Below are 12,715 nucleotides of genomic sequence, written 5' to 3' on the forward strand. Positions count from 1 at the left end.
CGAAACGGTAACGCGGTACCCGTGAGTACGGGTAGCCCCTACGGAAAGCAATTCGGCATCGGTTGCCTGGCCGGGGTGGTCCGGACGGCCGACGATCACTTTCAGTCCCTGTGCCGTCACCGGTCACGGTCGATCCGGCGCTGCCTACCCGGCCTGCTGCGTCGCCGCCCGTTGTCGCGACCAGCGCCTGAACCAGGTGGCGTCGGGCAGTCGGGCCAGCACAGGCCCGGTCACCACGGTGATCAATACGTACGTGGCGGCCAGGGCGGCCAGCTTCGGCGAAACACTGCCGGCGCTCACCGCGAGGCCGGCGATGACGATGGAGAACTCCCCCCGGGGTGTCAGGGTCAGTCCGGCCCGCCAGCGTCCCGGTTCGGTGATGCCGACCCGCCTCGCGGCCAGGTAACCGGTCGCCGTCTTGGTCGCCATGGTGACCAGGGCGAGCAGTACCGCGGGCAGCAGCACCGGCGGGATGTGCCGAGGGTCGGTGGCGAGCCCGAAGAAGACGAAGAAGACGGCGGCGAAGAGGTCGCGCAGGGGCGTCAGCAGTTCGGTGGCGTGGTGGGCCACCGGCCCGGAGAGCGCGATGCCGACCAGGAAGGCACCGACCGCCGCCGACACCTGGAGTTTCGCGGCGACGCCCGCGACCAGCAGGGTCAGACCGAGTACGCCCAGCAGCAGCGACTCGGGGTGGTCGGCGGACATGGCCCGGGAGACGAGATCGCCGTAGCGGAGTGCCACCACCAGCACGACGACCACCGTCAGGACGGCGACGCCGAGAGCGACCCCACCCTTGACCAGCCCGACCCCGGCCAGCAGCGCGGTCACCAGCGGCAGATAGAACGCCATCGCGAGGTCCTCGACCACCAGGACCGACAGGACCACCGGCGTCTCCCGGTTCCCGAGCCGGCCCAGGTCCGACAGGATCTTGGCGATCACACCGGAGGACGAGATCCAGGTGATCCCGCCGAGCACCACCGCCGCCACCCAGCCCCACCCCAGCAGCAGCGCGAACGCGGCACCCGGCAGCGCGTTGAGCACCGCGTCGAGCACCCCTGCCGGTGCCGCCGCCCGCAGGTTGCCGACCAGTTCGTCGGCGGAGTACTCCAGGCCGAGCATCAGCAGCAGCAGGATCACGCCGATCTCCGCACCGATCGCGAAGAACTCCTCGCTGGCGTGCAGCTCCAGCACGCCGCCGTGACCGAGGACCAGACCGGCCAGCAGGTACAGCGGGATCGGGGAGAGCCCGATCCGCCGGCCGAGCCGGCCGAGTAGCCCGAGCAGGAACAACAGCGCGCCGACCTGGATCAGCAGGGTGGTGAAGTCGTGCATCCGAGGCTCAGGCGACCGCTGCGCGTACGGCGGACGACCGGGACGCGCCGAGGGCGTCCCGGCGGCGGGAGGGTGCCCCCAACGAGCGGCCGAGTTCCGTCATCATGTCGTGGCGTACGCCGGTGCCCGGTTGAGCGGTCTGCTCGACGCGTGCTCGCACGGGCTCAGGCTACTCTCGCGACGGAGGCCGTATGACCGCCCGACGAACTCGTTGCCTGGCAGTTCTCCCGCTGTTCACGCTGCTGGCGGGATGCTCGATCGGCGACATCCGGCGCAGCGCCCCCGAACCGCCGCAGGTCACCGCCACCCCCGCGCCGGTCGCGGAGACCCGCACCACCCGCTTGGCCGTCCCGCAGCGGTACGCCCCGCCGCAGATCGAGTTCGTCGACGCCGAGAACGGCTACGCCCTCTTCGCCTCCTGCGACGACCAGACGACCGCTCCGGACTGCCCGGCCCTGCTCTGGTCGACCCGGGACGGTGGCCGCTCCTGGCAGCAACTGCGCCACCCGCAGCCGGACACCACCCAGCAGCGGGACGGCGACGTCCAGCAGCTCTACACCGCCGAAGGGATCCTGGTCCTGCACGCTTCGCCACACGGATGGTGGACGTCCACCGATCGCGGAGACACCTTCCGACACACCCCCGGTGAGGCCCCGCCCCGGGAGTGGCAGGCGGCCCAGGGACGCTTCCAGCTCATCGAGAGTTCGGGAAAGGTGGGCCGCTGGACGGGACGCACGCTCCGCCCGCTGCCGGTCCAGCCGAAGCTGCCGGTGGTGCAATCGGTGTTGGAGAGTGACTGGCGGATCTTGGGTCCGGACGGGGAGCACCGTGGTCCGGTGGTGGCAGCCGGAGTGGACGACGACGGCCGAACGTACGCGGCGCTCTCCCTCGACGAGGGACGGAGTTGGCGGCCGACCCCGGTGGAGTTCGACGGTGCAGTGGGTGTGCTCCGGGTGGTGCGCGTACAGAGTGAGCTGTGGCTGGTCGGCGAGCGGCCCGATCGCACCGGGTTTCCGGCGGTGTGGCGGCATGGTCCCGCCTGGGAGAGGGTGCCTGCCGAGGGGCATCCGGGGACGGGGCAGGCCGTCCCGCTGAGCGACGGAGTGGTGGCGGTGGTCAGCCCGCGAGGTGCGGGCGCGCTGGTCGGTGGCCAGTACGTAGACCTGCCCTGGCCGCTGACCGACAGACATCACCTGCGGATACTCCCCGACGGCACGGCCTTCGCCACAGGGCCTGAGGGCGTCCTGCTCGGCACGGGCTTCATCGGCGACCAGGTCTGGACTGCGGTGACCATCGAGACGGAGTGATCCGCTCCAGAGTCTCGGTGAGTCCGGTCGCGCGCAGGATCATCATGGCCTTGCCGACGACGGTGTCCGAGACGCCGTACTCCTTGCAGAGCTGGGCTCTGCTCGGCAGCTTCGTGCCGGGCGGCCACTCACCTGACTGCCCCTGTGCGGCCCGTCTGCCGCGTTGACAGCACAGGCGGTTCAGCTCGACAGGGCTCCCGGCACACGTTGACCAGTGGCGGAGGATCAGGACGTGAGCAGCGCCCGGTGTCCACCGCACGAAGGAGTGTCGGATGTCACACCTCTGAGGTTGAGTGGAATAGGCTCAACTCTGGTTCTGTCGGTACCAGTGGACACACCGATCCAGGGGAGCCCATGAACACCGAACGCCTCACCACCAAGAGCCGCGAGACCATCACCGGTGCCGTCGCCCTGGCCAACCAGCGCGGGCACGCCACCGTGGAGCCGTGGCACCTGCTGCTGTCGCTGCTGGACACCGAGGGCTCGACCGCTGCCGGCCTGCTGCGCGCCGTCGGGGCCGACCCCGCCGAGCTGCGCCGGGCCGCCCAGCGTGCGGTCGACGCGCTGCCCGCCGCGCGCGGCTCCAGCATCGCGGAGCCCACCCTGGCCCGCGAGTTCGTCAACGCCATCGGTGCCGCCGAGCAGATCGCCCGGCCGCTCGGCGACGAGTACACCTCCACCGAACACCTGCTGGCCGGGCTGGCCCGGGTCGGCGGTGCCGTCTCCGGTGCGCTCACGTCGGCCGGCGCCACCGAGGAGACGCTGGTCGCCGCGTTCCCGACCGTGCGCGGTGGGGACCGTCGGGTCACCACGGCCGACCCGGAGCAGACCTACCAGGCGTTGGCCAAGTACGGCGTCGACCTGACCGCGAGCGCGCGGGACGGCAAGATCGACCCGGTGATCGGGCGGGACTCCGAGATCCGCCGGGTGATCCAGGTGCTGTCCCGGCGTACCAAGAACAACCCGGTGCTGATCGGCGAGCCCGGTGTCGGCAAGACCGCCATCGTCGAGGGCCTGGCCCAGCGGATCGTCGCCGGTGACGTGCCCGAGTCGCTGCGGGACAAGAAGCTCGTCTCGCTCGACCTCGGTGCGATGGTCGCCGGTGCGCAGTACCGGGGTCAGTTCGAGGAGCGCCTCAAGTCCGTCCTGGAGGAGATCAAGAACTCCGACGGCCAGGTCATCACGTTCCTCGACGAACTGCACACGGTGGTCGGCGCGGGCAAGGGCGAGGGCTCGATGGACGCCGGCAACATGCTCAAGCCGATGCTGGCCCGGGGCGAGCTGCGCATGGTCGGCGCGACCACGCTGGACGAGTACCGCGAGCACATCGAGAAGGACCCGGCCCTGGAGCGGCGCTTCCAGCCGGTGCTGGTCGGCGAACCCACCGTCGAGGACACCATCGGCATCCTGCGGGGGCTCAAGGAGCGCTACGAGGTCCACCACGGCGTACGCATCACCGACGCCGCCCTGGTCGCCGCCGCCGCGCTCTCCGACCGGTACATCACCGACCGCTTCCTGCCGGACAAGGCGATCGACCTGGTCGACGAGTCGGCGTCCCGGCTCCGGATGGAGATCGACTCCCGGCCGGTCGAGGTGGACGAGATCGAGCGGGCGGTACGCCGGCTGGAGATCGAGGAGATGGCGCTGGCCAAGGAGCCGGACGCCGCCTCCGCCGTACGCCTGGAACGGCTGCGCAAGGAACTGGCCGACAAGCGTGAGCAGCTCACCGTGCTCTCCGAGCGCTGGCACCTGGAGAAGAGCCACATCACCAAGCTCTCCACCGCCAAGGAGGAGTTGGAGCGGTTGGGTGGTGAGGCGGAGCGGGCCGAGCGCGACGGCGAGTTGGAACGCGCCGCCGAGCTGCGCTACGGCCGCATCCCGGCGCTCCAGACCGAGCTGACGAAGGCCGAGGAGGAACTGGCCCGGTTGCAGTCCGCGGGCGCGATGCTCAAGGAGGAGGTCGGCGCGGACGACATCGCGGCGGTCGTCGCCTCCTGGACCGGCATCCCCGCCGGCCGCCTGCTGGAGGGCGAGACCGCCAAGCTGCTCCGGATGGAGGAGTCGCTGCGCGAGCGGGTCGTCGGCCAGGCCGAGGCGGTGGGCGCGGTCTCCGACGCGGTACGCCGTGCCCGTGCCGGTGTCGCCGACCCGGACCGCCCGACCGGCAGCTTCCTCTTCCTCGGCCCGACCGGGGTGGGCAAGACCGAGCTGGCGAAGGCGCTCGCCGAGTTCCTCTTCGACGACGAGCGGGCGATGGTCCGCATCGACATGAGCGAGTACGGCGAGAAGCACTCGGTGGCCCGGCTGGTCGGCGCTCCGCCCGGCTACGTCGGCTACGAGGAGGGCGGCCAGCTGACCGAGGCGGTGCGTCGTCGGCCGTACTCGGTGATCCTCCTCGACGAGGTGGAGAAGGCCCACCCGGACGTCTTCGACATCCTGCTCCAGGTGCTCGACGACGGCCGGCTCACCGACGGTCAGGGTCGTACCGTCGACTTCCGCAACGCGATCCTGATCCTCACCTCGAACCTCGGGTCGGCGGTGATCAGTGATCTGACGCTCGCCGAGGAGCAGCGCCGGGAGGGCGTCCTCGCGGTGGTCCGGTCGCACTTCAAGCCGGAGTTCCTCAACCGGCTCGACGACATCGTGGTCTTCGCCGCACTCCGGGGCGACGACCTGCGCTCCATCGTGGACATCCAGTTGGCCCGCCTGCGCAAACGGCTGGCCGACCGCCGGCTCTCGCTGGACGTCACCGACGCGGCGCGGGGCTGGTTGGCCGAGCACGGGTACGACCCGATCTACGGCGCCCGGCCGCTGCGCCGACTGGTCCAGTCGGCGATCGGCGACCAGCTCGCCAAGGCGCTGCTCGCCGGCCAGATCCGCGACGGCGACACGGTGCGGGTGGAGCTCGCCGACGCCAAGGACGGCCTGTCGGTGAGCACCGCCTGACCCGTACCCACGATGCCGGAGATCCCCGCCGCCCCCGTCTCGGCGGGCGGCGGCGGGCCGTCCGGGTGAGGATGGAGACATGTTCGGGATCGGGCGCAGGAAGGACCCGGAGCTGACCGCTGCCGTCGCGGCCCTGGCCGCCGCCGGCCGCGTCGCCTTCGGCGGGGTCGGGATCGCGGGCGCGACGCTGCCGGAGACCGAGGCATACCAGCGCGTCGCGGCGATCGCGGCCGACCACCCCGACGAGGTACGCGGGCAGCTCGACCGCCTGCTCACCACCGGCTCTCCGGCAGCCCGGGTGTACGCCGCCACGCTGCTCGAACAGCTCGACGCGGCGGCCGGGCGGACGGCCTGGAACAGGCTGCGTTCCGATCCGGCGGAGGTGGACACCGCCGTCGGGTGCGTGCTGGACCGCACCACGGTCGGCGAGTACGCCGCCCGACGACTCGACGATTCGTGATCCGACGGCCGGTCGGCTCCGTCCGATCGGTGCTGCCGGATCTTGTCTGATCCTCCTACGCTCCGTGCCATGACCGCGACCGCCGAAGATCCGGCCGCCGTACCCCCGCCTCGACCACCCCGCCCCGGCACCGTCACCGTGGCCTTCTGGTTGCAGCTCACGATCGCGCTGATCCTGTTCGGACTCGTCGCGCTGGTGGTCGTCGAGGCGTTCCAGTGGGACGCCGCGATCGACCGGGCGGCGCGCCAGGTGCCCGACGCCGACCCCGACGAGGTACGCGCCGAGCGGGTCAGCAGCGTGACCATGTCGCTGGTCCTCGGCATCCCCGCCCTTGCCCTGGGGCTCTGGATGGCGCTGACCGCGGTCGGCGTCCGCCGGGGCAGCAACGTCGCCCGGGTCATGGTCTTCGCGGCCGGTGGTGCCGAACTGCTGCTCTGCTTCTTCCAGGCGTGCGCCGGTTTCTTCTTCGTTCCGTTCATCGCGTTCGCGGCGTCCGGGGCGGTCGAGATGGAGGAAGGCCCACCACCGGACGACTTCTGGCAGGAGTCGGACTTCTTCGAGGCGCTGTACGGCGAGCCGCGCCTCTTCGAGACGGTGTTCTTCCCGCTGGCCGGTCTCGGCGTCCTGACGGTGGTGACCCTCACCGCGGTGGTCGTGCTGATGTTGGCGATTCCGCCGGCCAACCGCTGGTTCGTGCCGAAGCCCGAGCCGGCCGGGCCGCTGACCGCCGGAGGCGACATCCCGAACGCCTACCTCGCCGGCTACCCACTCCCGACGCCCTACTACCCCGCCCCCGGCTATCCGCTGCCGCCGGGCTATCCGGTCCCGCCCGGCCATCCCGCGCCGTTCGGCGGTCCCGTCCCGACCGGCTACGTCGTGCCTCCCAGCTTTCCGCTGCCGCCCGGCTACCCGGTGCCGCCCGGCTACCCCGTGCCGCCCGGCTACCCCGTGCCGCCCGGCTACCCCATGCCCGTGCCGCCCGGTTATCCCGTCCCGCCCGGTTATCCCGTGCCGACTGGGCAGCCCGCACCGGCAGGCGAACCACCTGCGTCGTCGGGTGAGCAACCACCGCCGTCGGACGATGACCCGGGTGAAACCGGCCAGGGCGACCGATCGGCCCCGGATCCGGGCGGGAACGGACGATAGTCGACCGGCGACGGCTTAACCCGCGCCGGTCACGGCTACCGTCGTCACCGAAATACCTGGGGAGGTGACGGGTGGACGACGTGACGGCGTACCTGGTGATCGCGCTCGGGTGTCTGCTGGCCGGGCTGGCCGTCGTCGTGCTCGTGGCGCGGCGGCGGGGCCGGCCGACGACCGCGCCCGGTCGGCGCGTCGCGGCCGGGCCGTCGACGGACCCGCGTCGCATCGAGGTCGGTGACATCGTCGAGATCGGTGACCTGTCGTACCGGGTACGCGGATCGATCCGGCTGGTCGAGGGCGAGTGGAGTTGGGCCGAGCACCTGCTCGACGACGACAGCGGGCGTCCTCGCCTGTCGGTCGCCGAGAGCCCGGAGTTCGCGCTGGTGCTCTGGGAGCCACAGCCGGGAAGGGTGCGGACCGTCGGTGTCCCGGCGGTCGATGTCGCCGGGCGACGGTACGACTGGCACGAGTCCGGCCAGGCCCGGTACACCGCGACCGGGCTGACCGGGCTCCCCCCGACCGGGACGATGCGGTACCACGACTACCGGGCACCGGGCGGGGCGCGGCTCACCTTCGAGGCGTACGGCGAGGCGGGCTGGGAGGTCGCGCTGGGCCGCCGGCTGGATGAGGGCGACGTGACGGTGCACCCGCAGGGACGCGGATCGTGAGAGCGACACCGGTTCGGCTCGACAGCGACCCGCGCCGACATCACCGAGGGCGGATCTGGGTACACCGCTCCCGAGCCGGGCGGCTGGTGCGTCCGCTCACCTGCTCAGCGCCGATCCTGGCGTTGCGGAGGAGGACGCGCCGTCCAGACGGCGTCGTGTCGTGCCGGGTTGGCCTGTTGCCGATACGGTGAGTCGCGTTCCAGGGAGGGAGAAAGATGGTCGACCCGAAAAACACCCCGGCCCGGCAGCGGCCGGGTGTGGTGACGATATCCACCTACTTGCTGTTGCTCTTCGCGATCTGCCAACTGATCAGTGTGGTCGTGTCGCTGGCCACGATCGGCACCGTCCGTGAGGTGATGGACGAGGCGTACCGCGATTCCACGGTCGAAGGAGCGGAGAGCCTCGGCGACTTCACCGTCGTCCTCGGCGTCGCCACCGCAATCTTCCTTCTCGTCGTGGCGCTCGCGCTGTTCGGCCTGGGCCTGCTGAACCTGCGTGGCAAGAACGGCGCCCGGATCGCCACCTGGGTGGTCGGCGGCATCATGCTCTGCTGCACCGGTTTCAGTCTGCTCAGCGGGCTGGCCGGCGGCCTCACCACGCCCGGTGCCGAGACCAGCGGCGACATGCCGAGCACCGAGGAGGTCCAGCGCCGGCTGGAGGAGGCGCTGCCCGGCTGGGTCACCCCGGTCAGCCTCCTGCTCGGTGTGATCAGCCTGCTCGCGCTCCTGGCCGCGCTGATCCTGCTGGCACTGCCGAAGGCGAACGAGTTCTTCCGCAAGCCGACCCAGCAGTGGGAGCCGCCGATGCCCGGCGGCAGCTACCCGAGCCAGCCCGGCTACCCGCAGGCACCGGGCTACCCGGGCACCTCGCCGCAGTCCGGCGAGCCGGGCTACCCGGGCACCTCGCCGCAGTCGGCCGAGCCGGGCTACCCGCCCACTCCGGGTCAGCCGCCCGCCGGCGGGCCGGGCGACGGTCCGGGTGGACAGCCTCCCCAGTACGGCGGTCCGGGCCAGCCCGGCGACCAGCCGCCGACCGACCGGCCGAACTGATCGGTCGAACCGACCGCCGGTGAGTTAGGCGCGACTGCGACGGTCCCTCCGAGTAGGTTGCAACCCGAACACCTACCGGAGGGACTCGTCGTGTCGTACCCCGAACAGGCGCCGCCCCGCCGGCCGGCCGTGGTCGTGACGGCCGTGGTGGTGCTGGTCGTGATGGCGGTGGGTGCGTTCGGGTACGCCGTGACCGGCCTGAGTGCCGTCGGCGGCACGGTGTCCCGGTTCCGTGCGGCGGCCGTCGGCACGTCGGCCGACTCCGCCCAGGTCGACGCGATGGTGACCCTGCTGCGGGGTGTGGTGGTGGGAGCGGCCGTGCTGAGCGTGCTCGCGGCCCTGCTCCTCGCCGGCCTCGCGGTGGGCCTGGCCGGCCGGCGACCCGCCGCACGGGTGTCCACGTGGGTGGTCGCCGGTCTCGGGGCGCTCCTCGGTTGCTGCGGCATCGGGGCCCTGCTGATCCAACGCGCCACGCCCCTGGACTTCGGCGACGACCAGGCCGCCGCCGAACTCGTCGCTCTGGTGGCGGACGCCTACCCGTCGTGGTGGATTCCGGTCACTACCACCCTTTCGGTCGGGCAGGTGCTCGGTTACCTTGTGGTAGCCGTACTGCTGGCGATGCCGTCCGCCAACGCCTGGTTCCGTCGCCACCCGGTGCCCCCGCACCACCCCCACCCGCCGCACCACCCGCCGTCCGCGTACCCGCCGCCGGTCGCGCCGCACCAGACCTATCCGCCGCCCGGGGCGCCGCCGTCGTCCCCGTACCCACCGAGGTGAACAGACCCGTGACGCCCGACCAGCCGAGCACCGAGCGATGGGCGTTGATCACCGGGGCGAGCGCGGGAATCGGGGCGGCCTTCGCCGACCGGCTCGCCGCCGACGGATGGCACCTGGTGCTGGTCGCCCGGGACGGTGACCGACTGGCGGCGCAGGCCGCCGAGCTGACCGGCCGGTACGGCGTCGAGACCGAGATCCTGCCGGCCGACCTGTCCACCGACGACGGCTGTGCCGAGGTGGAGCGACGGCTCGCCGCCGCACCGCCGATCGGGCTTCTGGTCAACAACGCCGGCATCAGTCTGAACAAACCGTTCCTCAGGTCGAGCCTCGACGACGAGACCCGCCTGCTCCGGCTCAACGTGCACGCGGTGATGCGTTTGACACTCGCTGCGCTGCTCACGATGACCGAACGGCGGGATGGGGCAGTGATTAATGTCTCTTCCGTCGCGGGTTTCGGTGCGATCATGCCGGGATCGACGTACTCCGCCAGCAAGGCGTGGGTCACGAACTTCAGTGAGTCCGTCGGCCAGTCCGCCCGCCCCTTCGGCGTCCGCGTGATGGCGCTCTGTCCCGGCTACACGCGGACCGAATTCCACCAGCGAGCCGGCATCGACATGTCGAAAACTCCCGAGTGGTTGTGGCTCAACGCGTCCGCCGTGGTCGAAGAAGCCTTGCGTGACCTGCGAAAAGGCAAGTTGGTCAGCGTTCCATCGTGGAAGTACAAGCTGGCTGTCGCCGGTCTGCGGCACGCCCCGCGCGGGTTGCTGGACCGGGTCGCCCGTGACACCCGTGGACGCATCGGCCGCGATCGCGGTTGACCGCGACACGTCGTCGACCGGTACGGCGGCGACGGGTGCGGCATCACTCGATCCGAACCGCAGGTCAACGTAGCGTAGTCGGACATCGCCACTCATCTGTCCCCCGGAAGGGTTGCCCAGGGTGGCCCGTCCACCCGGCACACAGACTTGCGCAGTACCCTCTATCGCCATGGGGGACCACGACGACCTGCGTAAATTCATCTCCGACCTGGCTGTGGTCCATGGCCGGGTAGTGCTCTCCTCCGGGCAGGAGGCCGACTGGTACGTCGATCTGCGTCGCATCACGCTCCATAACCGGGCGGCCCCCTTGGTCGGTCGGGTGATGCGGGAGTTGACCGCCGACTGGTCGTACGACGCGGTCGGTGGCCTGACATTGGGCGCCGACCCGATCGCCATGTCGATGCTGCACGCGACCGGCCGTCCGTTGGACGCGTTCGTGGTGCGGAAAGCGGGCAAGGCGCACGGGTTGCAACGCCGAATCGAAGGCCCCGACGTGACCGGACGTCGGGTGCTGGCGGTGGAGGACACCTCCACCACCGGCGGAAGTGTGATGACCGCCGTCGAGGCCCTTCGCGAGGCCGGGGCCGACGTGGTGGGGGTGGCGGTTATCGTTGATCGTGGTGCCGGCGACGCGGTGCGAGCCGCCGGATTGCCCTATCGGGCGGCCTATACGTTGGCTGACCTCGGCCTTGTGGCGTAAAAGTCTGCCGATTCGGATCTGCTGATATGCAGCCGGATCGATGCTGCTGGTGGAAGGATGGAATACGTGGGAACTGCGTTGGCCGAAATGACTATGCCTCAGATCTCGCCGCTTGCCGGCGAGCCGATCGAACGTGCCGACGCCGAGCGGCTGGCAGGGGTCCTCAAGGCCCTTGCCGACCCCGCCCGGCTGCGGCTGCTCAGCCTGATCCAGTCGGCGCCCGAGGGCGAGGCGTGCGTGTGCGATTTGACCGCACCGCTCGGTCTCTCGCAGCCGACCGTCAGCCACCACCTGCGTATCCTCACCGAGGCCGGCTTGCTGGAGCGGGAGAAGCGTGGTGTGTGGGCCTACTACCGGCTGGTGCCGAGTGCGATCGCGACGATCGCCGACCTGCTGACTCCGCCGCGGAAGCGGGCCACCAAGAAGGCTCGCTGAACCGGAACCGCTTGGTGGCCGCCCAGCCGGGCAGCCACCAAGCGGTGGACGTCAGCGCACCTGCGTCGGCTCGTCGTCGTACGCCTCGGTGAGCGCGCGGGCGGCCCGGTTCACCCGGCGTCGCTCGGCTACCACCATGGCCAGGACCACGGCGAGGCCCAGCAGGAACAGCGCGGTGATGGGCAGGATGCCGTCACCGGGCGCCTGCAGGGTCCGGTCCTCGGACTGCCATGGCCAGAGCGAGCGCAGGCTGCCGATCAGGGCGCCGGACATCACCGCCAGAGTCATCCGACGGTGCTTGTCCAGCAGCCACTGCAGCAGCTTGACGAAGAGCGCCAGGCCGATGACCATGCCTGCGGCGAAGATTGCCAGATAGCCGAAGTCCCGGTCGTTGACGGCGGCGATGGTCGGTTCGTAGAGACCGACGGTGAGCAGCAGGAACGATCCGGAGACACCGGGCATCACCAGCGCGCAGACCGCGAACGCCGCCACGATCAGCAGGATCAGCGGGTGCGGTTCGAGGGTGGCCTGCGGTAGGCCGGTGAGCGTGAACGTGACCGCCACGGCGACCACCAGGGCCACCACCTCTCGGGCGCGCCATGGCTTGCCGACCATCGAGACCGGCACCAGCACCGAGGCGAGCACCAGGCCGAGGAAGAGGCCACGGGTGTGCTCGGGGTAGCCGGTCAGTAACGGCTCCAGCAGCTTCGCGGCGAGCAGCAGGCCGGGCACCATCCCGATCATCAACGGGATCACCACGTCCCAGTGGGCCTGCCGCATCTGGTGTCCCGCCCGCGTCCAGCCACGTCCACGCGGTACGTCCGACGTCGCGTACCGGACGGCGTTCACCACGTGACCGGCGGACACGATCAGCCGTTCGTACACCCCGGTGACCAGCGCGATGGTGCCACCGCTGACCCCTGGCACGGCTTCCGCCACCCCGATGGCCCCACCGCGTAGGACATGGCCTACCCGTTCGCCCAATGCCATGAAGAATCCGTCTCCTGCCTCGCTCGCCCGGTCGCCGGAGCGGCGCCCGCCACGGCCGCCCAGGCTACCGGGATCGCGAGCAATGCCCGG

Annotated in this window: 14 protein-coding genes; 10 read left to right on the top strand and 4 right to left on the bottom strand. The window is 71.0% G+C overall.

Annotated features, from left to right (window positions below):
* Positions 1-144 precede the first annotated feature (144 nt).
* Positions 145-1,332 (bottom strand): cation:proton antiporter, encoded by a 1,188-nt coding sequence (locus tag ABZ738_RS18200; protein ID WP_131055111.1) that lies wholly within the window; start codon positions 1,330-1,332, stop codon positions 145-147.
* 7 nt (positions 1,333-1,339) lie between these two features.
* A complete protein-coding gene (locus ABZ738_RS18205; protein WP_236145907.1) occupies positions 1,340-1,492 on the bottom strand; it encodes a hypothetical protein in 153 nt (50 codons plus the stop codon).
* 31 nt (positions 1,493-1,523) lie between these two features.
* Between ABZ738_RS18205 and ABZ738_RS18210 the strand changes: the two genes are divergently transcribed.
* Positions 1,524-2,639 (top strand): hypothetical protein, encoded by a 1,116-nt coding sequence (locus ABZ738_RS18210; RefSeq protein ID WP_131055113.1) that lies wholly within the window; start codon positions 1,524-1,526, stop codon positions 2,637-2,639.
* Here the strand turns inward: ABZ738_RS18210 and ABZ738_RS18215 are convergent.
* Positions 2,593-2,898, bottom strand: a complete 306-nt coding sequence (locus tag ABZ738_RS18215) for a GntR family transcriptional regulator (protein WP_236145908.1) — start codon at positions 2,896-2,898, stop codon at positions 2,593-2,595. The two genes, ABZ738_RS18210 and ABZ738_RS18215, sit on opposite strands and share 47 nt — an antisense overlap.
* Positions 2,899-2,993: 95 nt before the next feature.
* On the opposite strand from ABZ738_RS18215, the gene clpB reads away from it, so the two are divergent.
* The 9 genes from clpB to ABZ738_RS18260 all read left to right on the top strand — a co-directional run bounded on the left by clpB (position 2,994) and on the right by ABZ738_RS18260 (position 11,635).
* Complete coding sequence (clpB, locus tag ABZ738_RS18220) at positions 2,994-5,585, top strand: ATP-dependent chaperone ClpB (protein ID WP_176092240.1); 2,592 nt, start codon at positions 2,994-2,996, stop codon at positions 5,583-5,585.
* A 79-nt stretch (positions 5,586-5,664) separates the two neighbouring features.
* Complete coding sequence (locus tag ABZ738_RS18225) at positions 5,665-6,045, top strand: hypothetical protein (protein ID WP_357214532.1); 381 nt, start codon at positions 5,665-5,667, stop codon at positions 6,043-6,045.
* 69 nt (positions 6,046-6,114) lie between these two features.
* A complete protein-coding gene (locus tag ABZ738_RS18230; protein ID WP_357214535.1) occupies positions 6,115-7,191 on the top strand; it encodes a hypothetical protein in 1,077 nt (358 codons plus the stop codon).
* Positions 7,192-7,262: 71 nt separating this feature from the next.
* Positions 7,263-7,856, top strand: coding sequence for a DUF4178 domain-containing protein (locus ABZ738_RS18235; RefSeq protein ID WP_176092242.1), 594 nt, complete (start codon positions 7,263-7,265; stop codon positions 7,854-7,856).
* Between the two features lie 215 nt (positions 7,857-8,071).
* The gene (locus tag ABZ738_RS18240; protein ID WP_131055687.1) at positions 8,072-8,905 is read left to right on the top strand and encodes a hypothetical protein; all 834 of its coding nucleotides are present in this window, start codon (positions 8,072-8,074) and stop codon (positions 8,903-8,905) included.
* A gap of 90 nt (positions 8,906-8,995) precedes the next feature.
* Positions 8,996-9,682, top strand: coding sequence for a hypothetical protein (locus ABZ738_RS18245; RefSeq protein ID WP_131055685.1), 687 nt, complete (start codon positions 8,996-8,998; stop codon positions 9,680-9,682).
* Positions 9,683-9,690: 8 nt separating this feature from the next.
* Positions 9,691-10,500: an SDR family oxidoreductase gene (locus tag ABZ738_RS18250; protein ID WP_357214540.1), complete on the top strand. Its 810-nt coding sequence runs from the start codon at positions 9,691-9,693 to the stop codon at positions 10,498-10,500.
* A 169-nt stretch (positions 10,501-10,669) separates the two neighbouring features.
* Positions 10,670-11,200, top strand: coding sequence for an orotate phosphoribosyltransferase (locus ABZ738_RS18255; RefSeq protein ID WP_131055681.1), 531 nt, complete (start codon positions 10,670-10,672; stop codon positions 11,198-11,200).
* 57 nt (positions 11,201-11,257) lie between these two features.
* On the top strand, positions 11,258-11,635 hold the full coding sequence (locus ABZ738_RS18260; protein WP_007454255.1) for a metalloregulator ArsR/SmtB family transcription factor: 378 nt from the start codon (positions 11,258-11,260) through the stop codon (positions 11,633-11,635).
* Between the two features lie 51 nt (positions 11,636-11,686).
* Here the strand turns inward: ABZ738_RS18260 and ABZ738_RS18265 are convergent, their stop codons facing one another.
* Positions 11,687-12,625, bottom strand: coding sequence for a DUF368 domain-containing protein (locus tag ABZ738_RS18265; RefSeq protein WP_176092243.1), 939 nt, complete (start codon positions 12,623-12,625; stop codon positions 11,687-11,689).
* Positions 12,626-12,715: the final 90 nt, after the last annotated feature.

Origin of the sequence: Micromonospora sp. NPDC047793 (assembly GCF_040642635.1) — a bacterium.
Classification (GTDB): Bacteria; Actinomycetota; Actinomycetes; order Mycobacteriales; family Micromonosporaceae; genus Micromonospora.